General features: G+C 47.2%; 25 protein-coding genes. 14 read left to right on the forward strand and 11 right to left on the reverse strand.

Going from position 1 to position 26,880, the window contains the following annotated elements; all coding sequences use genetic code 11:
• Positions 1 to 161: 161 nt before the first annotated feature.
• Both J2X75_RS19950 and J2X75_RS19955 read right to left on the reverse strand, forming a co-directional pair.
• Complete coding sequence (locus J2X75_RS19950) at positions 162 to 932, reverse strand: DODA-type extradiol aromatic ring-opening family dioxygenase (protein ID WP_310339418.1); 771 nt, start codon at positions 930 to 932, stop codon at positions 162 to 164.
• Positions 929 to 1,606 carry an alpha/beta hydrolase gene (locus J2X75_RS19955; RefSeq protein WP_310339420.1) on the reverse strand — a complete coding sequence of 226 codons (678 nt, stop codon included), beginning with the start codon at positions 1,604 to 1,606 and terminating at the stop codon, positions 929 to 931. Before J2X75_RS19955 ends, J2X75_RS19950 begins: the two co-directional genes overlap by 4 nt.
• Before the next feature lie 227 nt (positions 1,607 to 1,833).
• Here J2X75_RS19955 and J2X75_RS19960 point away from each other — a divergent pair, with 227 nt between their 5' ends.
• Both J2X75_RS19960 and J2X75_RS19965 read left to right on the forward strand, forming a co-directional pair.
• Positions 1,834 to 2,199 carry a glyoxalase superfamily protein gene (locus J2X75_RS19960; protein ID WP_310339422.1) on the forward strand — a complete coding sequence of 122 codons (366 nt, stop codon included), beginning with the start codon at positions 1,834 to 1,836 and terminating at the stop codon, positions 2,197 to 2,199.
• Between the two features lie 67 nt (positions 2,200 to 2,266).
• Positions 2,267 to 2,806 (forward strand): helix-turn-helix domain-containing protein, encoded by a 540-nt coding sequence (locus J2X75_RS19965; RefSeq protein WP_017691808.1) that lies wholly within the window; start codon positions 2,267 to 2,269, stop codon positions 2,804 to 2,806.
• A gap of 108 nt (positions 2,807 to 2,914) precedes the next feature.
• Here the strand turns inward: J2X75_RS19965 and J2X75_RS19970 are convergent, their stop codons facing one another.
• From J2X75_RS19970 to J2X75_RS19990, 5 genes are all read right to left on the reverse strand, one after another.
• Positions 2,915 to 3,634 (reverse strand): 3-ketoacyl-ACP reductase, encoded by a 720-nt coding sequence (locus J2X75_RS19970; RefSeq protein ID WP_076332439.1) that lies wholly within the window; start codon positions 3,632 to 3,634, stop codon positions 2,915 to 2,917.
• 77 nt (positions 3,635 to 3,711) lie between these two features.
• Positions 3,712 to 4,611 (reverse strand): DUF4097 family beta strand repeat-containing protein, encoded by a 900-nt coding sequence (locus J2X75_RS19975; protein ID WP_310339424.1) that lies wholly within the window; start codon positions 4,609 to 4,611, stop codon positions 3,712 to 3,714.
• The gene (locus J2X75_RS19980; RefSeq protein WP_091012730.1) at positions 4,608 to 5,201 is read right to left on the reverse strand and encodes an HAAS signaling domain-containing protein; all 594 of its coding nucleotides are present in this window, start codon (positions 5,199 to 5,201) and stop codon (positions 4,608 to 4,610) included. The genes J2X75_RS19975 and J2X75_RS19980 overlap by 4 nt, the downstream gene beginning before the upstream one ends.
• Positions 5,194 to 5,523: a PadR family transcriptional regulator gene (locus J2X75_RS19985; RefSeq protein WP_036667851.1), complete on the reverse strand. Its 330-nt coding sequence runs from the start codon at positions 5,521 to 5,523 to the stop codon at positions 5,194 to 5,196. Before J2X75_RS19985 ends, J2X75_RS19980 begins: the two co-directional genes overlap by 8 nt.
• 297 nt (positions 5,524 to 5,820) lie before the next feature.
• Positions 5,821 to 7,365 (reverse strand): FAD-dependent oxidoreductase, encoded by a 1,545-nt coding sequence (locus J2X75_RS19990; RefSeq protein WP_310339428.1) that lies wholly within the window; start codon positions 7,363 to 7,365, stop codon positions 5,821 to 5,823.
• Between the two features lie 393 nt (positions 7,366 to 7,758).
• On the opposite strand from J2X75_RS19990, the gene J2X75_RS19995 reads away from it, so the two are divergent.
• Positions 7,759 to 10,581, forward strand: coding sequence for a glycoside hydrolase family 3 C-terminal domain-containing protein (locus tag J2X75_RS19995; protein WP_310339429.1), 2,823 nt, complete (start codon positions 7,759 to 7,761; stop codon positions 10,579 to 10,581).
• Positions 10,582 to 10,677: 96 nt separating this feature from the next.
• Here the strand turns inward: J2X75_RS19995 and J2X75_RS20000 are convergent, their stop codons facing one another.
• From J2X75_RS20000 to J2X75_RS20010, 3 genes are all read right to left on the reverse strand, one after another.
• Positions 10,678 to 11,517, reverse strand: coding sequence for a methyl-accepting chemotaxis protein (locus J2X75_RS20000; protein ID WP_307541556.1), 840 nt, complete (start codon positions 11,515 to 11,517; stop codon positions 10,678 to 10,680).
• Between the two features lie 215 nt (positions 11,518 to 11,732).
• A complete protein-coding gene (nrdG, locus tag J2X75_RS20005) occupies positions 11,733 to 12,242 on the reverse strand; it encodes an anaerobic ribonucleoside-triphosphate reductase activating protein (protein WP_253503873.1) in 510 nt (169 codons plus the stop codon).
• Complete coding sequence (locus J2X75_RS20010; protein WP_310339433.1) at positions 12,239 to 14,200, reverse strand: anaerobic ribonucleoside triphosphate reductase; 1,962 nt, start codon at positions 14,198 to 14,200, stop codon at positions 12,239 to 12,241. The genes nrdG and J2X75_RS20010 overlap by 4 nt, the downstream gene beginning before the upstream one ends.
• A gap of 483 nt (positions 14,201 to 14,683) precedes the next feature.
• Here J2X75_RS20010 and J2X75_RS20015 point away from each other — a divergent pair, with 483 nt between their 5' ends.
• Positions 14,684 to 16,321, forward strand: a complete 1,638-nt coding sequence (locus tag J2X75_RS20015; RefSeq protein WP_310339435.1) for a histidine kinase dimerization/phospho-acceptor domain-containing protein — start codon at positions 14,684 to 14,686, stop codon at positions 16,319 to 16,321.
• Positions 16,322 to 16,479: 158 nt separating this feature from the next.
• Positions 16,480 to 17,418, forward strand: a complete 939-nt coding sequence (locus J2X75_RS20020) for an aldo/keto reductase family protein (protein WP_310339437.1) — start codon at positions 16,480 to 16,482, stop codon at positions 17,416 to 17,418.
• A gap of 141 nt (positions 17,419 to 17,559) precedes the next feature.
• Here the strand turns inward: J2X75_RS20020 and J2X75_RS20025 are convergent, their stop codons facing one another.
• Positions 17,560 to 18,672, reverse strand: coding sequence for a GGDEF domain-containing protein (locus J2X75_RS20025; protein WP_310339439.1), 1,113 nt, complete (start codon positions 18,670 to 18,672; stop codon positions 17,560 to 17,562).
• A gap of 272 nt (positions 18,673 to 18,944) precedes the next feature.
• Here J2X75_RS20025 and J2X75_RS20030 point away from each other — a divergent pair, with 272 nt between their 5' ends.
• The 9 genes from J2X75_RS20030 (at position 18,945) to J2X75_RS20070 (ending at position 26,880) form a co-directional block, all read left to right on the forward strand.
• Positions 18,945 to 19,340 (forward strand): Fur family transcriptional regulator, encoded by a 396-nt coding sequence (locus J2X75_RS20030; protein WP_036612807.1) that lies wholly within the window; start codon positions 18,945 to 18,947, stop codon positions 19,338 to 19,340.
• Positions 19,316 to 20,122, forward strand: a complete 807-nt coding sequence (locus tag J2X75_RS20035) for a winged helix-turn-helix transcriptional regulator (protein WP_091012746.1) — start codon at positions 19,316 to 19,318, stop codon at positions 20,120 to 20,122. Before J2X75_RS20030 ends, J2X75_RS20035 begins: the two co-directional genes overlap by 25 nt.
• A gap of 291 nt (positions 20,123 to 20,413) precedes the next feature.
• Entirely contained in the window at positions 20,414 to 21,877 is a 1,464-nt protein-coding gene (locus J2X75_RS20040; protein ID WP_150365873.1) for a catalase, read from the forward strand.
• Between the two features lie 209 nt (positions 21,878 to 22,086).
• Positions 22,087 to 22,503 carry a BlaI/MecI/CopY family transcriptional regulator gene (locus tag J2X75_RS20045; RefSeq protein ID WP_017691824.1) on the forward strand — a complete coding sequence of 139 codons (417 nt, stop codon included), beginning with the start codon at positions 22,087 to 22,089 and terminating at the stop codon, positions 22,501 to 22,503.
• Between the two features lies 1 nt (position 22,504).
• Positions 22,505 to 23,365: a M56 family metallopeptidase gene (locus J2X75_RS20050; RefSeq protein WP_124116615.1), complete on the forward strand. Its 861-nt coding sequence runs from the start codon at positions 22,505 to 22,507 to the stop codon at positions 23,363 to 23,365.
• Between the two features lie 49 nt (positions 23,366 to 23,414).
• Positions 23,415 to 23,828 carry a DoxX family protein gene (locus tag J2X75_RS20055; RefSeq protein ID WP_307541570.1) on the forward strand — a complete coding sequence of 138 codons (414 nt, stop codon included), beginning with the start codon at positions 23,415 to 23,417 and terminating at the stop codon, positions 23,826 to 23,828.
• A 199-nt stretch (positions 23,829 to 24,027) separates the two neighbouring features.
• Positions 24,028 to 24,729, forward strand: coding sequence for a pirin family protein (locus J2X75_RS20060; protein WP_310339444.1), 702 nt, complete (start codon positions 24,028 to 24,030; stop codon positions 24,727 to 24,729).
• A 44-nt stretch (positions 24,730 to 24,773) separates the two neighbouring features.
• On the forward strand, positions 24,774 to 25,109 hold the full coding sequence (locus J2X75_RS20065) for a hypothetical protein (protein WP_310339446.1): 336 nt from the start codon (positions 24,774 to 24,776) through the stop codon (positions 25,107 to 25,109).
• 175 nt (positions 25,110 to 25,284) lie between these two features.
• Entirely contained in the window at positions 25,285 to 26,880 is a 1,596-nt protein-coding gene (locus J2X75_RS20070) for a spore germination protein (protein WP_310339448.1), read from the forward strand.

Below are 26,880 nucleotides of genomic sequence, written 5' to 3' on the forward strand. Positions count from 1 at the left end.
GCATAATCAGCACAACCGGCTCCATCCCAATCAACATCTACAACCTTCACGAAAGTCGCTCCTAACAACAAATAAAGCTAGGGATACAGGGGCAATCCCTGTATCCCTAGCTTATTATTTATCTACTATATAAGTGAAACTAACCTTTTATATCGTCCTCTTTAATCAAACTTCCAGCAGGACAAGCTCAGGTTCCCATACTGGTAGGCTTTGAACAGGAGTGATGCCCGCTTGTTCTGATCTCCCGCACCCATGGCGAGTAACAGCGGTACAAAATGCTCCGGCGTAGGCACGGCGGCTTGAGCTGAAGGTGCCAGTTTCTCATAGGAGAAGAGAGACTCCGTATCCCAGCTCACCAGCTTGTCATGCAGCCAGTTGTCGAACTCAGATGCCCACGGGTCAACGCCGTTACTTTCCCAGTTCAATCGACGCAGATTGTGGACGGTTCCGCCGCTGCCAATCACGAGAATGTCCTGCTCGCGCAAGGAAGCGAGCGCCTGTCCAACCTGATATTGCTGCTCACCTGTCAGATAGCGATTCACGGACAAGGCAATTACAGGAATATCCGCATCCGGGTAGAGCAGGCGTAGAACGACCCAAGCGCCGTGATCCAGGCCACGGACGTCATCGGTCTGTACCGGAATCCCGGCTTCTGCAAATAAACGCTCCACCTCGGCTGTGGTCTCTGCCTGTCCTTGAGCCGGATACTTGATCTGGTACAGCTCGGGCTGGAAACCGCCAAAATCATAAATGGTCTCATAGTTGGCTACCGAGGATACAAGCTGAGTTGTGGATTCCCAGTGAGCAGAGAACAATACGATTGCTTTGGGTTTTGGTAGTTCCTGTCCGAATTTCTGCAAAAATTCGGTGTATTCATTCTCCTCCAGTGCCAGTGACGGGGCACCGTGAGCAATAAACAGAGATGGCATCATTTTGAATTCAGTCCTTTCGATTCATCGGTAGTCAGATTTGCATCCGTCCGAAGCCAGTGTTGGAATTGTTGATATAGATCGGGGGTCACCTGGTGTCCACCGTTGTAAGGTACATATGTGACGTGATTGGTGTGTTGACGGAAGAAATTGGCGTTATCTTCGCCCAGTTGCAGCGGGAATAGATGATCCTGATCCCCATGTGAGATGAACACAGACAGCTCCGAATCGGGTTGCAGCTTGTACTCGTCTTTCACAAATTGCGGGATGTACCCACTCATCGCTACTATGCCTTTAATGGCATCTCCCATGATCAGCGATAGGGTCATTGCCATAATGGCGCCCTGGCTGAATCCGGCGATATAACGCCGCGTGGGATCAATAGCATATTGGGCGGACAGCTCAACAATCAACTGTTGCAGTCCCAACACGGAGGCATCATACAATTCACGGATGGGGTTGCCAATGCTTTTGATCTGAAAATATGCATAACCACTACCCTGAACGATAGGCCCACGGATGGCAACAATAATAAAATCAGACTGCATAGGCTCCATTAAACGAAGCATATCTTGCTCATCTGATCCCATGCCATGTAAGGCGAAAATCACAGGATAACGTTGATCTGGATTGTAATGAGACGGTAATCGGACTTCATGTATATAAGGAGAATTCATTGAAAACACCACCTGATGAGGAATGAGTTAATATATCGATTTGATGATAAAGTTCACTAATATGAAATAAATATTCTTATTTATGAACAAAATTTATCATGGTTTCATTGTAGGGTCAATACTTTTTTTGTATGATGAATATATGTTGTTTATAAAAAAAGTTAAAAACAGTTAATAGATAAGCCGCTGCGCATGGTTCATATTTTATTCCCAAGGACGTGATCAGGATGTTAAAGCGTATCGTGCCTATTTTGAGAATATTTGATGAAAATAAAGCTAGAGAGTTCTACCTTGAATATCTAGGGTTTCAATTGGATTGGGAACATCGCTTTGAACCGGATATGCCCTTATATATGCAGGTTTCGCTCGATTCCATCGTGATTCATCTGTCCGAACATCATGGAGATTGTACACCTGGAGCTGCCTTGCGCGTGGAAACAGATAACTTGGATACATTTCATGGTGCACTTCGTCAGAAAGAGTACAAAAATGCGAGACCCGGTATAGAGGAGACCCCTTGGCAATCAAGAGAAATGACCGTGACAGATCCGTTTGGTAATCGGATTATATTTGTTGAGGCAAGCGCCGAATAGACAACCTGAAGTAGCTAAGCTTACGTCTGGTGTCTTATATAGATCAATAGAAGGGGAGGGACGCAATATGGATATTGGCTTGGCTATTCGTACGATCCGCAAACAGAAACAGATTACGATCATGCAGATGTGCGAGGGAACCGGTTTGTCCAAAGGTTTTATCAGCAACGTAGAAAATAACAAAACGTCACCTTCCATTGCTACGCTTGAAAGTATTGCGGATTATCTGGAAGTGCCACTTCCCTATTTGCTGCTGACACCGGAGCAACGGATGAATGTGGTACGTAAGAACGAGCGCAAGGAAACAACGGCGGGAAGCGGACAGATCAAAGTGCAGCAGCTTACAGCCAAAGGTGCGATGCGTATGTCCATTGTGGAGTTACCGCCAGGTGCTTCAACCGGGGTTAGCAAACATGCCGGGGAGGAAAGCCATCTGGTGTTGCAGGGGAAGATTCGTGCGGAGCAATGCGAAGATGTGGAAGTTCTTGAAGTGGGTGATTCGTTTACCTGGAATGCAATAGTGCCCCATGAAGTGACCAATATCGGTGAGGAGCCTGCGGTGGTGCTCATTGCGGTGTCCAAAGAATTGGGTTTGGATCATTTATAAAATAAAAAGGACGGCTCCCAAGTCATGAACATGCGAACCTGCATACATGTACAATGGGAAACGTCCTTTTATATTTCTAACGAACTGAAAAGATCAGAAGCACACTGTCTATTGTGGATTAGTCGTCCAGATACCTGCTGCTTTGACAAAGACACGGTCGGACAGCTTGAGTGTTGCGAGTGCAAGTTCAGCTACATCTTCCGCTTGCATCATGCGATCTTCGTCTCCAATTTTCAGTCCGGCATTGGTCGCAAGCTCCGTATTAACGGTGCTTGGAGTCAGTGCGGTCACACGAATGTTGGACTTGCGCACTTCCTGCATCAGAGATTCAGTCATGCCGAGTAGCGCAAACTTGGATGCACAGTATGCCGAACCTGTAGCGAATCCGCGTTCACCTGCAGTGGAAGCAATATTGATAATGCTGCCGCTACTTTCCTTGATCATGCTTGGAAGGACAGCGCGTGTAACGTAATATGTACCCATAACGTTAACATGCAGAATGCGTTCCCACTCTTCTGGGTCCATATCCAGCAGTGTGCCGAAGCTTGCGATACCTGCATTATTGATAAGAATATCCACTGCACCGAGTTCCATCTCAATGGCTGCTACAGCGGCTTCCGCCTGTGTACGATCCGAGATATCTGCTACAGCACTGGTTACTTTCACACCGTATTCTTGACTAAGAGACTGCTGCAGAGCCTGAAGATCGGAAGCGGTGCGAGCGATAAGGCCGATGTGAACTCCTTCTTTGGCAAGTGCTTCAGCGATCGCACGACCGATGCCTTTACCGGCACCTGTGATGATCGCTGTTTTATTTTTAAGTTCCATGTGGGTAATTCCTCCTTAGAATTGGACTGGCATCTGATTATACTATATTACCCACAGTTCGGAAATTTGCTTCATCACTATTTGGTAATCTCAATGCTGCCAGAAGAGGTACGGGCTTTGATCACTTCTCGGCTCACCATTGGGGATTCAGGTACATCGACACTTCCGGAAGTAGCCTTAGCGTCGTAAATTCCGTCGAAATCAGGTGCAGCTTGAATGAAAATGTCTCCTGATGTTCCAGATGCATTAATCGGGGCGGAATGGGACTGTTCAATATGAATGCTACCCGAAGTGAATTGAACATCGGCAGCACCATTTAATTCAGTGATCTCAATATCTCCTGATTTAATCTTACTGTTTACATGACCGGCAATCTGATCTGCCGTGAAGCTTCCGGATGTCTGTTTCACGGTTATGTCTCCATCAATCATGGAAGCATTAATGTCGCCAGATGTTAGAACCAATTCAATATTGGGCGCCTTGATGTTTTCCAGACGTATGGAACCTGAGGTATTATTCAGCTCAAGCTGTTTGGCATTTAGACCTGTCAGATCCCAGTCACTTGAAGAGGAGTCCAGCTTAACCTCATTTAACTGGTGTCCTTCAGGCAAGGCAACGGTTATTGTGGAGTCTTGATCATTCCAGTATAAGGTGAAAAATTGCAATCGTTCACGTTCTGTCTGCGCCAGTTGGAATGTGCCGTTGGATAAGGTGGCCTGTTCGAAGCTTTTGACTACAGCAGGGTCCCATTTGCCATCCACTTCGATATAACCATTCGAATCCGGGCTTACAACAAATTCAATATCTGCACTGAAATTAGCATTCATGATAATGTTCTGCAATTCATCTGCTTTGAAATCCCATCGTTTGGAGTAATGCTCCCGTTCATCCCCGAACTGAACGCCATAGATGGATGTCCCGAGTAAACCTATTCCGATACATATCACGGCGAGCGCAAGCCATTTTTTAGTGCTCATGCGGAAACATCTCCTTTCATCGTGTTTTTATTCCATCTAATATATTGAAGAGTAACGATTTTGAAGGTTCTAAAGACATACTTCGATGCGATGGCAAACAAAATGCCGACACCGAAAGCGCCAATCGCAACGAAAATCTCCGGTTTATCGAGTTGGCCCAGGAATACAAAGTCCACAACTGCTGCTACAGGAGCCACTACCAGCAAGGAAAGGCTGGCAATAACAAGCCATACCGACCACATCATGAGACCAAGAGGAATGCCAAGGATCAGATTCAGGAATAACAGGCCGATGGCAGTGAAAAATTTGCGAGTGGCTCTGGTGTTGTTTCTGGGTGACCGCATCTCACGATACGTCGGTGCATAGAACGCATCTGAACCCGGCGTATGAATGTCATAACGATCACCGAGTGCTTCCTTGGCGATTTCTTCAGGCTGTCCGAGTTCCCGAGCGATCTCTTCTTCCAGCCTGCCTTCTCGTAGTCCAAGCTCGAAATGTTGATCATAGTCGGCGAGCAACTCAGCCCGTTCGAATGGGTCCATCGGCCGTAGATGAATTTCCATGGCTTTCATAAATTGTTGTCTATTCATTGGGGATTCCTTCCTCAATCAGATTTGCGACATTGCGCACAAATTCATTCCATTCTGTCGTCAGTGCCGTCATGTAGTCGCGACCTGTATCGGATAGTCGGTAATACTTGCGCGGCGGTCCTTCGCTTGATTCTTGCAGGTAGGTGGTGCAGTAACCGTCATTCACAAGCCGGCGCAACAAGGGATACAGTGCACCTTCAGCAACTTCGATATGTTTGGAGACCGCCTGAGCCAGTTCGTAGCCATACCGATCCTGGCGGTTAATTAATACCAGGACGCACAGCTCTAATACTCCTTTTTTGAACTGGATGTTCACATTCACACAGGTTCCTCCTTCGTAGCTTCATTTATCGCTATTGTATATTGTTCAGTAGTGGTGAATTCATCATAGCATCCAGTACTATTTAATGCAAGGTAGTGACTTTAAAATAGTTCCGTATCACGATTGATCGATAATAAGTTCGTTTAATACTGATGCTTAGCTGAAGCTACCTGTTTAGCTATAATTCAGCATACGCAAAAACCGGATCGGTTACTTCCGTCTGAAGGCGGATTCCGATCCGGTCTGTGAGATGAACTTTTGTTTCTTTGGTTTACAGGTTTAATCACTAAATGTGGGTTATTCTTGTGCATCCAGAACTTTAAGGTCTTCCACAGCAGGGCCCTCAATGACATGGCCTGCATAATCGAAGCGGGAACCATGGCATGGGCAATCCCACGAACGCTCGCCCTCGTTCCATTCGACTTCGCAACCCAGATGGGTGCAGGTGGTATCCACCAGAAACAGCTTGCCACTGGTGTCCTTGTAGGCGCCAGCCCGCTTACCATTATGACGAACGACGGCTCCTTCATCTTCACCAATATCGCTAACATTTTTGTGAACAATGCCTACTTTACCAGAGATTAATTCCTTGGCTACATTGGCGTTCTCCACAATAAAGTTCTTTATACCAGGATCAGCTTTGAATCTTGCCGGATCGAATATAGTAGCATGAGGGTTGTCACGTCCAGTGATGCGATCCGCAAGAAGGTGTCCTGCCATTGTACCCGTCGTCATTCCCCATTTGGCAAATCCAGTCGCGACATAAACATTTTCATGTCTTCCGGTAATCGGTCCAATGTAAGGCACCTTGTCAATGGAGATCAGATCCTGGGCTGACCAGCGAAAAGGTATGTTGCGGATACCAAATGTCTCCGCTGCAAACTGCTCCAGGCGTTCATAATGACCGAAGGTGCAGATGCCTTGTCCGGTTTTGTGATTTTCGCCGCCAAAGAGGATAAGTTCCTTACCGTCATGTAAGACGGTACGCAAGGAGCGGTACGGTTTATCGTCCGAGATGTACATGCCGCCCGCATAGGGTTTCTCCGGTTCGACTAATACAGCGTAGGATCGTTCGGCGTGTAATCGTGTGAAATAAAATCCGGGATCGTAGACGGGAAAATGAGAAGCTACGACGACATGTTCAGCCGTTACAGATGGTCCATCGCCGTAGGTTCGTACATGCAGTGAAGCGTCTTCCTCTACATCCGTAACTGTCGTATGCTCGTAGATCTGTACCCCTTGTTTCACAGCGGAATCGAGCAAGTAGTGCAGATAGGCCAACGGATCAAAGCGTGCCTGACCTGGCATGCGAATACCTGCCCTAGCGGGAACTGGAATAGGGAGTGGGTCTACCCACTCACCAGGGATATTGAGTTTGTCATAGGCGGTCAGCTCGATCTCCAGTTTTTTGATGTTTTCCTCCGATTGAATGTAGACGTAGGCATCTTCCTCTGCCCACTGGCAATCAATCTGTTTTTCCTTCACCAAATTGCGCATCCACTTCGCGGCATCGGCATTGCCTTCATAGTACATCCGAGCCTGTTCTTGTCCGAAGTGATGCATAATCTCATCAAATATGACGCCGTGTTGTACAGATACCTTGGCCGTGGTGTGACCGGTCGTGCCATCCAACACTTTTCCAGCCTCTAGTACGACCACACGCATACCCGTCTGCGTCAGCAAATAGGCTGTAGTAATGCCGGCAATACCGGCACCAATAATCGCTACATCAGCGGTGATATCTTCGGTCAGTTTTGGATAGGCATCGAATTGATGCATAGCACGCCACAGTGATTCGGGGACCGGGGGCAGACCCGTCTTGGGCTGCTGATTGTCGCTCATTTCTTTTCCTCCTTGATTATCTTCAATCTATCGAATGGGATGTTGTTCAGCGCACATCGTTGTACTCTTATTCATGATTGCCAGACTATGCCAGGAAAAAACGGTGTTGTTCAGATTTTGCAGAGAGCTGTTCGCAATTTCCTGCCGAGCACCTCTGTTTTTTTTGCTAAACATACTATATGATTAGATTACCGAAATCGTTTTAGGTTTTGAAAAGAATGATAGAGTTATACACCTGTAAACGTTGATTACAAAAGGATTAATCTATCCATTGGAAGAACAAATCCATCCGAATTAACCCTCGCTTTTTCTTGAGGTATGTATTCGCTATCATTTTGAATTTAGCGAGTTTTGAGAAACGTCCTAACTACCGATAACCAAAGGAGATTCTATATGACGACCAACCAAACGAAATATCCGTTTCAAGATACAGCACTAGAGTTAGACACCCGGGTGAAGGATCTTGTATCCCGCTTGACGGAAGATGAAAAAATTGAATCCATGCTGCAATATCAGCCGGCAGTAGACCGCCTGGGTGTGCCTGCATACAAACACGGTACAGAAGCGGCACACGGCCTGGCCTGGCTTGGAGAAGCAACATCTTTCCCACAACCGGTAGGACTGGCATGCACATGGGATGCGGATCTGATGAAGGAGATTGGCTCCGTGCTCGGAGACGAGGCGCGTGTATTTTATAAACGAAATCCGGCAGTGAACGGTCTTACGTTATGGGCACCTACAGTGGATATGGAACGTGACCCGCGCTGGGGACGGAATGAAGAGGCTTATGGTGAAGATCCGGAACTGACAGCCGAGCTGACAACAGCATTGGTCAAAGGAATTCAGGGCGACCATCCAAAGTATTACAAAGCGGTCGCTACCTTGAAGCATTTCCTCGCCAATAATAACGAAGTAGATCGTGGAAGCGGTTCGTCCAGCATTGATCCACGCAACATGCGTGAATATTATCTTAAAGCGTTCGAGAAGCCATTTAAGGAAGGCGGCGCACAGTCCATGATGACTGCGTACAACTCCATTAATGGTACGCCAGCGTTGTTGCATCCATTTGTGAACGAGATTGTCAAAGGCGAATGGGGCATGGATGGTTTCGTTGTCAGTGATGCAGGCGACGTCATGGGCATCAAGAACGATCATAAATACTATGATTCACACACACCAGGTACGGTAGAGTCTGTGAAGGCAGGAATTGATAGTATCACCGATGATGCTGAGCTATCCAAACAGGCACTGCGTGAAGGATTGGAACAAGGTACACTCACGATGGATGACATCGACAAAGCGTTGTTTAATACGTTCCGTGTGCGTTTCCGTCTTGGCGAGTTCGATCCGGAAGAAGGCAACCCGTACGCTGCTATTGGTGAAGAGTCCATGATGACAGATAAAGCAAAAGAACTGTCGCTCAGAGCCGCGAGAGAACAAGTAGTGTTGCTCAAAAACGACAAAGGCACGCTCCCGCTGGACAAAACAAAAGCAGGGAAAGTGGCTGTAATTGGTCAATTGGGCGGAACGGTCTATCGTGACTGGTATGCAGGCACCATGCCGTATAACGTAACCCCACTTGAAGCAATCCGTGGCAAAGTAGGTAGCGACCAAGTGGTGTTCAATGATGGTAATGACCGCATCACGTTAACTTCTGTAGCCAATGGGAAGAAGATTGGAGTGGCGGATGGTGAGAAATCAGCTGTTGTTGCTTCGGGAGAAGCGGAGACGTTTATGGTGTCCGACTGGGGCTTCGGAAGTTATACCTTGCAGGCCGAAAGCAACGGCAAATATTTAACGACTGATGAAGAGACCGTAACGGCTTCCGCAGATGAAGTGTATGGCTGGTTCGTGAAGGAAGTATTCCACCTGTTGCCACAAGAGGATGGCAGTGTAGGCCTCACCACATGGAATGGCAAAACGGTGACTGCACCAAATGGTGGAAACGACGCATTGGCAGTGTCTGAAGATCTGAAGACCTTCGGTCCCACAGAGACGTTCAAGCAGGATGTGGTTGTGAATGGACTTGAGGAAGCAGTAGAAGCTGCCAAGGCTGCAGAAACGGCAATTGTCTTTGTCGGTAATAATCCGCTTGTAAACGGGAAAGAAGAGATTGACCGTCCAAGTCTGGATCTCGCCGAATCCCAGCAACGTCTGGTTGAGGCGGTCTATGCCGCGAACCCGAACACGGTAGTCGTTATCGTGGGCAGTTATCCATTCACATCGAATTGGGTTCAGGAGAACATCCCGGCGGTATTGTACACTTCACACGCAGGACAGGAACTGGGTAATGCAGTAGCAGACGTACTCTATGGCGACTATGCGCCAGCAGGCCGTTTGAACATGACATGGGTACAATCAGCAGATCAACTGACCGACATCAAGGATTACGATATCATTCAATCCGGTCGGACATATCAATATTTTGAAGGTAATGTATTGTATCCGTTTGGACATGGTCTGACGTATGCAACGTTTAAATACAGCAATTTGGAACTTAGCCCAACTCAAGTGGGTACAGAGGGCAGCGTTACGGTAACTGTAGATGTAACCAATACCGGTTCAATTGCCAGTGACGAGGTTGTACAGTTGTACGTTCGTGCAGGCAAATCCCGGGTGAAACGTCCACTCAAAACGTTAAAAGGATTCCGTCGTCTTCATATCGAAGCGGGAGGTACAGCTAAAGTCAGCTTCACCTTGCCTGTTCAGGAACTGGCAATCTGGGATGTAACTCGTGATCGGTATGTCGTGGAAAGTGGAACTTACTCCATCATGGTTGCCAAGTCATCCTCTGATGTTCAGCTGGTTGCAGACCTGACGGTAGAAGGAGAGACGATCCCTGCCCGTAATCTGGGTGTGGCTACTCGTGCTGAGAATTATGATGCTTACCTGGGTGTTGATCTGGATGAGAGCAAAGAGGGCGGAAGTGCTGTCCGTGTAGTTGGAGAGCAAGGATGGATTGCTTTCAAGGATGCCGATCTGGGTAGTGGGGCAGCAGCAATTGAAGTGCGAGTCTCCGCAGAACAAGCAGGTGCTGTGTTAGAAGTTCGACTCGGTTCACCAGACGGTACGCTCGCAGGACGTGTGGAACTGGCGCAAGGTGAAGCCCAGCAGTGGTCTACCGTGAAGGCGGAACTCACAGGTGCATCAGGTGCGCAGGATGTATACATTGTGTTGTCTGCAGGCGTGCGCATCAGTCACTTCGAGATTCGTTAAGTCAAATAACTCATGAAAAAGCCTCCGAATGTATTCGGAGGCTTTTGTTTGGTTGTTTACTATGAGCCGTGCTTGTATTGTCCATTAAACGTATTTTTATTTTCCGTCAAACGTAATCATTTTTTGCACAAATTGCTTCAATTGTTTGTTGGTTTCATTCAGTTGCTCAATTGTACTCATGAAATTGTTTACGAGTTCAGCCTGCTCTTGGGAGCTTGCAGTGATCTCACCAAGTTCATTCTCCATGCCTTGAATGGATTGCCGAACCGAGAGAAGAGAATCTTCAATACGGGCCGTTGCTTCTTTGGTATCCACAGACAGTTTGCGAATTTCTTTGGCAACAACGCCAAAACCTGCACCTGCTTCACCTACACGAGCAGCTTCAATGGCTGCATTCAAGCCGAGCAGATTGGTTTGTTCGGAGATTTCTCGAATAAAGCTGGCAACTTGAGTTACATTTCCTGATTTCTGTACGGCTTGTTTGGAGTTGTTCCGGATCTCTTCGGTTGTGGCACTTAGTTCTTCGGAGTGCGCGGCTACGTGCTGTACACTGTCAATTAACTGGTTAGTCAGATTTTCGGTAGCATCCATAAGTTGTTGCAGTTGCTCCTGATCATCCATACTGTAGAGCAGGTTAAACAGGGCGATGACTTCACCTTGTTCATTTTTAATAGGAATGAAAGCCACGTCAAAAGGAATGCCGAATAAATCTTTAGGGTAGTGATCGAATCGTTTGACTGTACCGCCGTTGAGATCAGCAAAATTTCGATTTCCATCCAATAGAGGATCGCCGGGTTGATAATTCAGTTGTTTTAACGATTCCCCTGCTGAGAAATATAGGAATTTCTCATGATCAATAACGGAGAGGGTTACATCCTGACGAATTGTATCTCGAAAGAAAGGCATACATGTAATTAATGCTTGAACAATATCCATATAAAAGATGATTCCTCCCTGGTTACCTTATGTAAACAGTTAAATTTTAAATGCTAACTTAATAACTACCTATATTATATATCGTCATGCAATAGAGAAGAAAATAGAGAGAATGGATAAAACCTATTTCTTAAAGAAGACCGCTATACGCCAAAAAGACACGAGTCCGCTGGGGCTCGTGCCTTGTTAGTTGGTGAGGGGAATAAAACCAATGTTTACAGCATACTGAGCTGCATTGTAACGATGGTTCGAGTGGCTAGTGTTGCACTGACATCAATCAAACGTTGATTTCGACTGCCGCGGAAGGGCAGGGAGACATCACGCTCCGCTTCAACGTATCGACCGTCAATAATCACATCGCATAACCGGGCAAGCTCTGCTCTCGCAGGGTCGGTAATCAGTTCTTCATATTCAAATCCCGTGTAGGCCCATACCGTCAAATCAGGACGTGCAGCACGGAGCTGCTGGACCCAGGACGTACATTCTGCTGCCGAGAAAAAGGGATCACCACCACACAACGTAACGCCATCCAGCAATGGATGGGTCGTCACTTCATGCAGAATCTGCTGCTGCCGCTCCTCTGTAAAGGGCTCACCCGCTCGAAAGCTCCATGAATCCGGACTGAAGCAGCCCGGACAGGCGTGACGACATCCGCTGATGAACAACACGGCACGCAGGCCTGTCCCTTCATTCACCGATTCCGGAATGTAACCATATAGATTCACCGGTGCTTCACCCGATCCTGCACTTCGGCCTGCTTCGCAGCATTGAAGCGTACTTTGTAATCTCCGGTCAGATAGCCAGTTACGCGGCGTAATCGCTGGAAGTGTACATGGTTCTCGTGGGCTTCACAGCCTGGGCATACATCCCCAATGACGCCTTCATAACCACATGCAGGGCAGCGATCAATCGGATGATTAATGGAGAAATAACCGATATCCTGTGCCAGTGCATACTGCACAATTCGCAGGAAAGCTGCGGTGTTGGCCCGAACGTTTCCGTCAAGCTCCACATAGGAGATTGCACCCGCGTTACATAACGTGTGGAACGGGGCCTCCAGTTCAATCTTCCGATAAGCTGGAAGAGTGTGATATACCGGGATGTGGAATGAGTTCGTATAATACTCACGATCATTAACCCCAGCAATGAGGCCGTATCGCTCTCTGTCGATCTTCGTGAATTTGCCGGACAACCCTTCAGCAGGTGTGGCAAACAGTGTGATATTCAAGTTATGCTGCTCGCTCATCCGGTCACAGAACTCTCTCATGGTCCGAATAATGTTGAGCGCTTCGCGGTGTACATGAGGGTCCTGCCCATGATGGCGCCCATAGAGAGCTGTCATACATTCCGCGAGACCGATAAAACCAAGAGATAACGTTCCATGCTTTAATAGATCGGCAACCGGCTCGTTCGGACCAAGCTGTTCTCCACCTTCCCATACACCTTCCCGCATCATGAAGTCCGATGCCTTGGCAGGCTGTGCTGTCTGAATTCGGTAGCGGTGCAGCAGGCCGGAAGCGGCATTATGCATAACCGACTCCAAAGCAGTATAGAATCCGGCCCGGTCAGCGACAGCTCTGGCACCTTGGCAGATGCCAAATCGGATGCCGAGCTTGACGAGGTTAATGGTGTTGAAGGACAGGTTACCTTTACCACTTTGACGATTGCGACCAAACCGGTCAGCCAGTGTACGTGTGCGGCATCCCATAGTTGCGATGATCGTATCCGGATCTTCCGGATGATAGAAAGGCAGATTAAAAGAGGCATCCACATTGACAAAGTTAGGATACATCCGCCGGGATGAACAGGTGACTGCGAGCCGGAACAAATCATAGTTCGGCTCACCTTGAGCCTGATTGATCCCTTGTTTGCACTGGAAAATATGTTGAGGGAACACGGGAGTCTCCCCGTTGCCCAGGCCACGAATGGTTGCTTCCAACAATGAGCGTGATACCAACCGACCTTCTGCTGATGTACATAATCCATAGTTCAGTGAAGTAAATGGAATCTGACCACCTGCCCGGCTGCTCATCGTATTCAGGTTGTGAATCAGTGATTCAGCAGCTTGTCCTGTCTCCAGTTCAGTCTCTTCATAGGCGAAGGCATATGCGCGCGGGCACTGATTCTTCGCTTCGATGCTGTCCAGATGAAGTTGTTCATCCTCGAGCAGGGTATGCTCACCAAAAAGGCGTTGCCCTTTGCGATAATGTTTGCGGAACGATCGCTGTACGTAAGGGGCCAAATCCCAGTCAATCTTATTGGCCGATACACCGCCATATTGACTGTTCTGCTGGGATTGGAAGATGATCGCAACCAGTGCCATTGCAGACATGATCGTCTGAGGTGTGCGAACCGATCCGTTGCCTGTATTGAAGCCCGCAGCAAGGAGACGGTCAAACGGAATAAAGATGCAGTTGGTCGTTCCAAGTGCATACTGATCCAGATCGTGTACATACAGATCCCCATTCTCCACAGCTTGGGCAAGCTCTTCTGGCAACACATGACGCAGAGCATGCCACTTGGCTGTCTCCGAACCGAGCCTGCTCATCTTACCGCTGAAGGAGTCACCGTTCAGATTCGCATTTTCCCTCAGCGTATCGGCGTCTTCTGCGCCAATAATTCGTCTTCCCAGGTCGGATAATAGATCGGATGCCGGTGGAGTGGCATACTCAAGCATGTTCATGTAAGGTTCCTCCTAAAATGATTTTGGGTATCATTCAATTCACGTTAAATACTATATGTAGATTCGTATTATCCATTTATAAACTATATGTGGTTTTTTGGGTGTGATAATGGTCACACAACGTAGTGGGCAAAGTGGACTTTCCTTTAATTGCTGCGGATAAAGGTTCCCAAAGTCTGAGTAGAAGCGTATAATTGCTAGTTATCCTGCAAGGATAATTATACGAAGTCGGACAAGATGGACTTTAATCAATCTGAAAAGGCAATTTGCAATACATTTTCCGTTTTTAAACTATCAGTTCAAGACCTGCTTTTGTCCGACAACGGGCTATCGGCAGGCAGAATGATTCTCTTTTACTTCTACGGTGTTAATCATATAAGTATAGATTGTGACAGCTATTCGGATTCTTGGTGAACCCTTGTACGTGATTAAACATTCTGATATACAGATTAGAAAGTGCAGCTAAGACAAAAGGGGTGGATCATGGGGACGGCAGAAGGCATTACGAGAGGCTTCTATGAAGATATAAAGGAAGCTGCGGCCCATATCGTAGACGTATTAAGCGGTATTTTGAAGGTCAATACCATCTTTGTTGCCACAAATGACGGGGTGACCAATGTCATTTTGGAGGCCTTTAATCGTACGGAAGAGTTAGTTGTTAAAGGCAGTGCACTTCCATTTACGGATTCATATTGCAGCCTGGTATTAAGAGACAACGGTAGTGTTCTTACGATCCCGGATACATGTGAACATCCGATGACTCGATCCATGAGCGTTACGAGCGGACTTGGCAATCGCTTCTTCGTGGGCGTGCCTATTATGAGAAGATCGGGCGAAACATATGGCACCATCTGTCTGATGGATGATCCTGGTTATGTGATCAGCGAAACCGATATGAAGACACTGAAGGCGATGGCTGTATTCCTGGGTTATGTTGTTGATCTGGAAAGCACGTTGCATGTTCAGGAGCGGAAATTAAGTGATTCGGAACAAATGCAAGAACAGCTCCAGGCAGAGAAAGAACGTGCCGAATCTGAGGCCTTGACCAAAACACAGATGTTGAAGTTGATGAGTCACGAGATTCGCAATCCCTTGAACGGTATTTTGGGACTGACAGATCTGATGCGCACACCGGATATGCCCGAGGAGCAGTCCGAATATGTGAACATGATTGAGACAAGCGGTAATATTCTGCTTTCCTTGCTGAATAATATGATGAATTTCAACATTAATGAAGCGGGTAAAACGGTTATACATGATGACCCGTTTGATCTGGTAGGTACCATTGAGAATACCGTGTATCTCTATGCCGGTATTGCGACAGGCAAGAACATTGAGCTGGGATTAAATCTTGAACTGAATGTATCTCAAGTGTTTGTTGGTGATGAAGTCAAGATTGGACAGTTGCTTGCACACGTCATTCAATATGCTCTCGATTCAACGCGTGAAGGTTCGGTTCTGATCACAGCAGTGGTGAACGGAGAAGAATTGGAGGAGACCGGTACACTTCTGCTCAAAGTGAAGTACACGGGTCAGATGTTATCGGACAAGAAGACTCAAACCTTTAACAGCCAAGATGAAAATTTGAATATCCAAAAACTGATTGGAAGCAATCTGGGTTTAGCTGTAAGCCAGAATCTTGCCATTCTCATGCATGGCCGTATTCAGGTGAGCAGTGTGCAGGAAAATGAGACGGAATTCAACATTTCACTTCCGTTACGCAGATACTGGGAGTTACCTCAACTCGCAAGTGTTCAGCAGCGGTTAAAAGGGAAAAAGGTGTTACTTGCCAAGGACCCTGACATATTGCAAGGCGTCTCTTCCCTGATGCGTAGGTGGGAGATGGATGTACACATGACCTCGGGTTTGACATTAGCGCATGATTGGATCAAGGAAGGATTTATGCCTGATGTAGCCGTTGTGGATATGGGATTACTGGAAGGCGGCGCGGTCGATTTTGTACATGAACTGAAACAGCGACTGGAGAATCTGCCTGTCATTGTTCTTGTTCCATATGGTATGCACATTGAATTGCATGAAACAGAAGCCTTTGATGCTGTCCTGACGAAGCCAGTCAGACAGGCTGATCTGTTGAATGCATTGAGTATTACTTTGCCTTAAATCATGATCAGAAGACAAATCTTTATTCGGCGCACCTTATAGGTGCGCTTTTTTTCATTTTCCATTTTCTGAGCCAAAGCCCTTTTATTCCGAGCTGGTTACGTTACAATAGAAAGTGAACTTCATCTTTATAACCAACAGAGGAGGATATGCAATCAATGGATTATCGCAGATTAGGTGCAAGCGGACTGAAAGTAAGCGAGATCAGCCTGGGAAGCTGGCTGACGTACGGAGGGTATGTGGAACGTGAGAATGCGGTGAAATCAATTGAAACTGCATTTGATGAAGGCATCAACTTTTTTGATACAGCCAATGTATACGAACGGGGTGCAGCAGAAGAACTGCTTGGGCAGACGCTCAAAGCGTACTCCCGTGACTCTTATGTACTCGCAACCAAAGTATTTGGCAAAATGGGTGATGGTCCGAATGACCAGGGGTTGTCTCGCAAACATATCAAGGAGCAATGTGAAGCCAGCTTGAAGCGCCTGGGCGTTGAATATGTGGATATCTATTACTGCCATCGTTATCATACCGAAACACCAATTGAAGAAACACTCCGCGCGCTCGATGATCTGGTACGACAAGGCAAAGTGTTATATGTAGGCGTCAGCCAGTGGACTGCGGCTCAGATGGAAGCTGCGTTGGGTACAGCAGACCGTCTGCTCCTGGATCGTATCGTGGTCAATCAGCCGGTGTACAACATGTTTGACCGTTATATCGAAAATGAAATTATCCCGCTCGGCGAGCGTAAAGGCATCGGACAAGTTGTATACTCCCCGCTTGCTCAAGGTCTATTAACCGGGAAATATACGTCCGTTTCCGATATCCCAGAGAATAGCCGTGCTGCCAAGCTAGGATGGGACGAAGGAAAGATCAATGCGGATCGTATCGGGAAAGTTCGTCAGCTGATTGAAGTGGCGGACAGGCTGGATCTGAAGGTTGGCCAACTGGCCCTTGCCTGGATTCTGCGCCAGAACAATGTATCCAGTGCACTTGTAGGGGCGAGTCGTCCCGAGCAGGTAAAAGAAAACGCGGCTGCATCTGGCGTGAAGCTGGATGCTGCCATTATCGAGGAGATTGAGAGCATCCTTGCTTGATCTCCTGCCAGCACACAAGCTGAGATGATATATAATAATCCATAAAGCAAGGGATGTCCTGTGCGCCTGAATAGGCGAACGAGACATCCCTTTTTTGGAGAACGTTGAAAGGTTAGATTCATTGAAAGGTTGGATCTTGCTTTAAAGCGTAAGAGGCAGAGAGCGAAGTGGTAAGGCACACACGCGATTACGCCCTGTATTCTTCGCTTCATATAAAGCACGGTCGGCCTGTTCGAAGAAGTCGTCATCGTCATGATCATCACAATGATCGGGATACACGGCTACACCAATGGAGATGGTTAGACGTGTCGTGTGCCCGTCGGGCAGAGCAAAATGGTATTTCTCTACAGCCTGCCGGATAGATTCGGCGGTAGCCACGGCCTGACGGTGTCCACAGTCGAGCAAGAGAATGGCGAATTCTTCCCCACCGTTTCGTGACACGATATCAGCAGAACGTGCATGCTCAACGAGCAGTTGTCCAAGTTGCTTCAGGACCGCATCGCCGGCGGAATGACCATAGGTGTCATTTACCTTTTTGAATCGGTCAATATCAATGGCAAGCAAGGAAAGCTTCTGTTGGTAATCCCGCGCACGCTGGAGTTCCAGTTGAAGTGATTTTTCGAACTGTCGTCGATTGCTAAGGTTGGTAAGATGATCGGTAGATGCTCTTTTTTCCAATAGAAATAACATTTCATTGGATTTATTAATGAATTCTGCGATGAAATAGATAAATAATCCACCGGCAAAGGAAATGGTCATTTGTAACGGATATATCTTCATTAATGAATTCATGCTGTCTGTATTCAACATAAGGATGATAAAGATTAATGTCATGCCAAGCAGATTCATTGTAATTATTTTGGTCAGTCTGGACCAGGGAGCATAGGCGAAGTATACACCGGACAGTCCGATCAGAGTCATGACAAATCCTGCATCTATGGCAGAGGATGATAAGCCGAACATCAGAATACGAAGGACCGAGATCATGAACCCCGTAACGACCGAAGCCAATCCTCCCATATATACCGCTGCGGTAACGATGGCCAGATGACGTAGGTCTACAATCGTAGTTTCGTTCAGAGGGAAAGAATAGTTCATGAGTACTGTGCCATATATACCGAACAATAAGCCGCCGATCAACTGAACACGTAACGAGGGAAAAGGCAATCGGATACTATAGAACTTTGCGATGATCCCGGACACATACATAAACGTAATCATGACACAGATATTAATGAAAAAAGTGCTAAACAACCGACATTCCCCCTTTATATGCACATCCCTATATTTTATCTGAAAAGTGGTGCTGTAGCGAACCATATTATCCCAAATTTATGAGGGGATTGCTGGGAAAGGTGTTTTATTTGCATATACAGGAAGTTAGAGCGATATTGACTTCAATATACAATAAGATTTATACTTAATCTAAATCAAAGTTTATTCTTTCTTTTTGGGAAGACCATCATAAGTAGAAGATTAGTGTCTGATTTCATATAAAATGGATCAATAATAAAGGAGAAATGGTTGTGAGAACTTTAAATCTGACGATACAACGGCAAGCGGTATATGATGTGGTGCGTCATTCGGAGGATCACCCAACAGCTGCTGATGTCATGAATCGACTCGTGGAACAAGGGTATAATCTGGCCTATGGTACGGTGTATAATTCTCTTCGTTATCTGACGGACAAAGAATTGATACGGGAACTTAAACTCGGAGAGACAGCAAGCCGGTACGATGCCCGTATGGATGATCATCAGCACATCATGTGTGAAGTGTGTGGCAAAGTGGACGAGGTGATGACGGAGGTTCCTCCACAATGGATGAAACAGGTAGCTGAAGAAACCGGATATGCAATCGATCATGCTCATGTGGTCTTTGGAGGTGTCTGCGGGGAATGCAGAAACAAACGGATCAAGTAAAAATAAAACTGCCTGGCCGCCGTTTACCCCTTAGGGTTAAACCAGCCTTGTCCGATGCAGCACCGCTTGTGGACAATTGTCCTGTTACACGGCGTGTTATTCTGATCAGCCCGATGCCGGGTCAGGTTCATGAACTGGTAAAAGCCTTAACGGATAGCTGCTTTGATGTACTGGTCTTCCATCGCTGGGAACCGGATCTGCATGAGCGTCTTGTCTTTGATCTGTTGATCTATGACCTGTCTGTGGCCGGAACTATCGATGCTTTTGCTGGCATTAGCAGCCGATTGAATCGTGAGGCTGAGCATACAACCCCTTGTCTGTATCTGGTCGGTGAGAAGATGATTGGCAGCGCGAGTGGACCGATGCTTCAGGAGGAATTGCTGGTGTGGCCTGCACGCCCGCAGGAAGCACTTTACCGGGTGCAGCGCATGATTGGCAACAGTCCTGCTTTGCCCAATCGTGGGTTTTTGCCTGAGGAAGGGCACCGTATCGGATTTAAGGATTTGTGGCTCGATCGTGAACGGATGAGTGTACAGCGCGATAATAACCGGATTCATCTAACCAAGACCGAATATGATCTGTTACTCAAGCTGATTGATGCCAAAGGTGCAGTCATTTCCCGTGAGGAGATGCTCAGCGATATCTGGGAGACGGACTTTACGGGTGGAAGTAATGTGGTCGATGTTCATATCAAAAGCTTGCGCAAAAAATTGGGCGATAATGCGTCTTCGCCGCAATATATTGTAACAGTAAGAGGAGTGGGCTACCGCCTGGCGGATTAGTCCGCTTTTTTTTTGCCCAAATTTTATCTTTCACTTCATGCTTTTTCGGGTACTCCCTAATAGATAGGCAGATCAGAATCATTCCCTTAAAAACATGTTCATAGTTCATTCATGAAGTGTTGAAGAACCTCATCTTAATCTCATGTGAACCTCATGCAAGAGCAGAGTGGGACATGTTAGAATCAATTTAACAGTTAGATCAAGTCTAAATGTATATTTAAACTGAAGCCGAATATGATTTTAATAGTAGACATATAGCAGCCGTGAGACCCATTAGAGGAGGACGACATGATGACAGAACGTATGACAACGAATCAGGGAGCACCTGTAGGTGACAACCAGAATTCCCGCACAGCAGGCAGAAGAGGACCAACACTGCTTGAAGACTACCATCTCATTGAGAAAATAGCCCACTTTGACCGTGAACGTATTCCCGAAAGAGTTGTACATGCAAGAGGAGCAGGCGCTCATGGTGTATTCACGCTAGAGCAGAGTATGAAGGAGTATACAACAGCGGACTTCCTGCAAGATCCGGGTACGGAGACGGATGTGCTGGTTCGTTTTTCGACCGTTATTCACGGTACGGGATCACCCGAGACTGCACGAGATCCACGTGGATTTGCCGTCAAATTCTACACACGGGAAGGCAACTATGATATCGTAGGCAACCATCTGCCCGTTTTCTTCATTCGTGATGCCATGAAGTTCCCGGACATGGTGCATTCCTTGAAGCCGGCTCCAGATACAAACATTCAGGAACCAGCTCGTTATTGGGACTTTATGACCCTCTCACCGGAATCAACACATATGATGACCTGGTTGTTCTCTGATCTGGGTACACCAGCAAGTTATCGGGAGATGGATGGTTTCGGCGTACATGCTTTCAAATGGATCAATGCACAGGGGCAAGTCCATTATGTGAAATATAAGTGGGAGTCTGCACAAGGCGTGCGAGGCTTCTCTCGTCAGGAAGCTGCCGAGGTACAAGGACAGGACTTTAATCATGCTACCCGGGACCTGCATGAACATATCAAGAACGGGCAATACCCGCAGTGGAAGTTACAGGTACAGCTTTTGAAGCCAGAGCAAATGGATGATTTTGCTTTTGATCCGCTCGACCCAACCAAAACATGGCCTGAAGATGTATTACCGTTCCATACGGTGGGCACCATGACCCTGAATCGGAATCCGCAAAACTTCTTTGCTGAAGTGGAGCAGGCAGCCTTTTCTCCTAGTGCGCTTGTACCTGGAATTGAGCCTTCCGAAGATAAATTGCTGCAAGGACGCCTATTCTCCTATCCGGATACACAGCGGCATCGACTTGGAACGAACTATTTGCAAATTCCGGTGAATTGCCCGTACGCACCTGTTCGTAATTATCAGCGTGATGGACTCATGAATGTGAATCAGGACCCATCTCCGGTGAACTATGAACCCAACAGTTCAGGAAACAGCCCGCAAGAAGATCCGGCATACCGGGACAGTCAGGTTCCGTTGCAAGGGCATGTTACAAGAGAGAAAATCGAGAAGACGGATGATTACACACAGTCAGGTGAGCTTTTCCGTTCATTTACTCCTGTAGAGCAGCAGCATTTGCTGGATAATCTGATCAATGACCTTAAGGGCGTATCTGTTGATATTCAAATGCGTGCTCTATGCCATTTCTTCCGGGCGGATGGACAGCTTGGCGGACGTTTGGCTCATGGACTCGGCGTGGATATTTCTGCACATATGCCGTCACAGGATGGAAAATAAAGTGCAGTTTGACCCTGTACTCGCAACATCATACGGACTAATATTTGGGGAAGACCGGGAAAACCGCGAACGTGCGGAATTTCCCGGTCTTTGGCCTTTTTTACTGAAATGGAAAACAAATTTACAAATCATTTACATAAAATAGCTGACATAGAGGTTGACTTCTCATTTGTTGGCACTACAATGGGTAGTGTGAGGGGTGTCAGAAAATGAGAATACACAATTTCAAAGTGGGTGAGCGTGGGCTCAACCGATTTTTTGGTCCACTGGAAGCCAAGATCATGGACATTTTATGGGCTCGTCCTGGCAGCAGCATCCGTGAAGTGCAGACCGCACTTGAACAAGACAAAGACGTCAATTTTAATACAGTCATGACCGTGATGAACCGGCTCGTAGACAAGGGACTTCTCGGAAAGTCACAAAAGGGCAGAACATCTTTGTACCAACCGGTACAGAGTAAGGAGGAGTTTATGAACGACCAATCCAAGGAACTGTCACATGAGTTGGTGGATGAATTCGGAGCTTTGGCATTGAATCATATGCTGGATGCGCTGGACGAAGCAGATGCGGGTCTGATTGAACGCCTGGAACAGAAGATCAAACAATGGAAAAAGGATAGCGATTAAGATGTGGAAGACCCGCTCGAAACTTTTGTTTACCGTCGGGTTTGGCATTCCGTTACTCGTGTTCATGCAGATGTTCATGTACGCGATGTACAAAATTTTTGGCTGGGATATCCCGTTTAACCTGCTCTGGCTCTGCAATCATTGGATGAGTCGACTCGGTTGGTTATCCGTGGGACATTTCCTGCTGGCACTGGTATTGCTGACATTTGCGGGAACAGGTTGGTTGCTAATGGTGCGTATGATGAAAACCAGAGCAGCCGTACGTAAGCTTCGCTCCATGGAAGTGCGTGCATTGTCCCGCGAACTGGAGTCCAAGTATCACCATCTCGGACAGCCGGGATTCATTGTGGTGGACAAGCATTCTCCGGTTGCATTTACAATTGGTTTATGGAGGCCTTGCATCGTACTCTCCACGGGGCTTCTGACGATGCTGGATGCAGAAGAGGAGACGGCAGTTGTGTACCACGAAGTCCATCATCTGTGGCACCGTGACCCACTGAAGACGACACTGTTATCGGTATTTGCAATCATGATGCCATATATTCCCGTATTGAAGCATACTTCGAAACATTACAATATCGTTAGAGAAATTCTGGCAGACAACGAGGCTATTGAGCGTACAGGCAATGTGGCAAGCATTGGAAGTGCTTTGCTCAAGCTGCTTCGTGCTTGTCCTGAACCTAGGGGGGCAAAGGAACTGACCGTTCAGTCCTCATTTGCGGATACGTCGGTGAATGTCCGAATTTCACGTCTGCTCGACCCGGAACAGGACGTGACGCTGAGATTGCCACGTTATGCTGTTTTGATGTCGGCTACTGTTTTTCTATTGCTGTCTATCTTGTTTGTTTGGTCCATCGGATAGATTAATTGGGCTAAATTGAAGTCGAATATAATGAGAAAGGAAGATGAACATGAATAATAAAAGTGTAGAGATTGGATTACTTTTCTCAAGGATTATGATCGGTTTGATCTTTGTATTGCATGGCTGGAGTAAATTCGAAGGTGGAATCAGCGGTACAGTAGGTTTCTTCGAAAGTATCGGTATTCCCGGATTTCTTGCATCCGTTGTAGCCATCATTGAGTTGGTAGGTGGTGCAGCGATGATTCTGGGTCTGGGAACACGTGTGTTTGCTGCCCTGTTTGCCATCGTGATGGTTGGCGTTCTGTTTACAGCCAAAATGGGTGAGCCGTTCCTGAGTGGTACCGAGTTAGATTACCTGCTGCTTGCGGGTTCCCTGACACTGCTCTTCACAGGAAGCCGCTTCCTGGCCGTGGATTATCTGTTCTCCAGACAGGGGAACGCTCGCCAGAATGTGAGTGCTTGAATTGACTAACGATTGTTAAAAAATAATGAAGTGCAGGATTAGTCCTGTAACGAGGTTCTTTATTGGCCAGGCCGGTTCGGGAATTGATTTGCGAACCGGGCTGATCAGTAGAGAACTTTTTTCGTTTGGACGACATGCCTGAGGTTTGTTACAATGAGAATAAGTATGCTACTAAGAAAAAATAAGGAGGATGCAATTTATGATTAACGTCATTCCATCCGAAGCCCGCTCCAGCTTCGATCGAGGCTGGCTCCGTGGCAGTCACAGCTTTTCATTCGGAGAATACCAAGACCCGGAGAATACGGCGTTTGGACCGATGCGGGTAGCGAACGACGATGTGATTGCGCCTGGTCGCGGTTTTGGAGCTCACCCGCATAGTGACATGGAGATTGTATCCATCGTACTGAACGGCAAGTTGCGACATGAAGATAACCTGGGCAATGTAGCCGTTACAGGTTTCGGTAGTATTCAGCGAATGTCAGCAGGCAGTGGCATGATTCATACCGAACATAATGCATCCGATACCGAAGAAGTACGTTTGCTTCAGCTCTGGTTCATGCCACAGACAAAAGGGTTGGAGCCCTCGTATGAGACCACATCATTTGATCCAGCGGCATTGGCAGGAGCACTCGTGCCGATTGTATCCCCAGATGGGGGACCAAGAGTTGCGACCATTCATCAGGATATGACGATCTACCTTGGCCGATTAGCCAAAGACGAAACGTTAACCTTTAATCAGGATTCGGGCCGCCGGATGTACATTTTCTCCATCGAAGGCAAGCTGGGGTTGGATGGAGAGTACCTGTTGAACGAAGGCGACACGGCTCGTGTGGAACAGCGGGATTCAATCGAACTGCAAGGAAACGAAGATACGTTCTATATGATTATTGATTTGCCGTAGATGGCTGATGAAATGAACTCCAAGATGAAGGAGGATATACACGTATGGCGCAACAGGAATGGTTTATGGTTAAACATGCGGTGACCGGGCGAGGATTAGCTAATAGCAAAACAGATTCGCTGTCCTATCGGTTCCAACAGGAAGATACAGGCTTCATATTTACCGTTACGGGTCTGGACGAGCAGATTGTGGAACAGATTATGGAGCTTAGACAGGAACTGAACGTATTTCGTTTCGTCCAACGCAAAGATCAGCCCCTTTTGAAACACTGGTACTACGTAGAAGGTGAACGGGTTGTGTACGACAGGGAGAGTCACACGCTAAGCATCTATGCGAAGTCGGAGATTCGTTATGTGCCTGAAGATTATTTTGCGGATTAACTTATAAGTAACTATAGAACTTGGAACATCCCAGAGGTCTCTGTTAAATACAGAGGCCTTTTTTGCTGTCTGAAAACTCAGAGAATTTAATCGTAATTTTGCAAAAAAGACCACATAATTCCCAGCTGTCTGGCACAAGCTACCTTGTATAAAAACAAGAACGGAGGGGCGGCATATGGCGGACAAAACATCTGGGAAGGACAAGTCCCGACAACCGGGACGAGCTTCAGAAGAGAAAAAACATTTCCCTTTGGGACTGCCATCCCCGCCTTTTCTTCGGCAGCCGATTAGTGCAGTACATGAAACTCAGATTCAGGCGGTAAAGGAGATATTCTCCGATTGCTCGGATGTGGTTTTTCGCAACGTCATGATTACGCCTGAAGTGAAAGGACTTCTGGTCTACATCGAAGGCATTGTTAATTCGGCTGATATCCAGGAACACATGCTGCGTCCGATTATTCGAGGTTTGGTGCAGCAGCGCACAGATGAACCCGATGTTCCGCTGGACGATACAACCGTTGAGCTGACCCAGGTGAAGCGCGTTGAAAGCTGGGCTGCTGCGACAGAAGGGGTGCTGGCATCCTCCGCACTTCTGGTGGTCGATGGAAGTAGCGAAGCCTGGATGTTCAATGTCAAAGGCGGCGTCAGACGTGGTGTGGAGGAACCGCAGACAGAATCCGTGATTCGGGGACCGCGGGAGGGGTTTACCGAAACACTGCGCGTGAATACGGCTTTGCTGCGCTTCAAGCTGAAAACACCTTCTCTCAAGATGGTAAGCATGACTCTTGGCACAGAAACCAAGACCGATATTGTGCTGACCTATCTGGAAGGTATTGCTGATCCAAAAACGATTCAAGATGTCAAGAAACGTCTGGAAAAAATCAATATTGATGGCATCCTGGAAACGGGTTATATCGAGGAATTGATTGAAGATCATCCGTATTCGCCTTTCCCTCAGATGCACTACTCGGAGCGGCCGGATACCGTTGCAGGCAATCTGTTGGAAGGACGCTTTGCCATTATGGTAGATGGAACCCCATTCGCGCTGATTGCTCCAGTCACGATGTGGCAGATGCTGCAAGCCAGTGAGGATTATTACGAGCGATTCTTCATCAGTAATCTGGTGCGCTGGATTCGCTTCCTGTTCGTAGCCATCGCTCTGTTCCTGCCAGCCTTGTATATCTCTATTACAACATTTCATCAGGACATGCTGCCAACTACGCTGATTCTAAGTATCGCAGGTGCCCGGGAAGCCATTCCTTTTCCGGCTTTGGTTGAGGCGCTCATTATGGAGCTATCGTTCGAAGCCCTTCGGGAAGCCGGGGTCAGGTTACCCAAAACAGTGGGGCAGGCCGTCAGTATTCTCGGCGCACTTGTGATTGGGCAGGCTGCGGTTCAGGCCGGGATTGTGTCCGCCCCGATGGTTATTATCGTATCCATGACAGGTATAGCTTCCTTCACGATCCCGCGATTTAACTTTGCGATTACGGTGCGTCTTCTCCGATTTCCGATCATGTTACTGGCAGGTATGCTTGGATTATATGGCATCGTCATCGGCTTGGTCCTGATCTCTGTGCATCTGACACAGATGACTTCGTTCGGTGTCCCATATCTCTCCGGTCTTAGCCCTTACAGTAAAACAGATACCAAAGACATTCTCATTCGTGTGCCATGGTGGAAAATGATCAATCGTCCTTCTACGGTACATCGGGATCAGAAACGGATGACCGAAAAGATCAACGGTTCCCCTGAAGCTGAGGAAGGGTGGTGA

The organism is Paenibacillus sp. 2003, from assembly GCF_031455635.1.
GTDB classification, from domain to species: domain Bacteria; phylum Bacillota; class Bacilli; order Paenibacillales; family Paenibacillaceae; genus Paenibacillus; species Paenibacillus amylolyticus_B.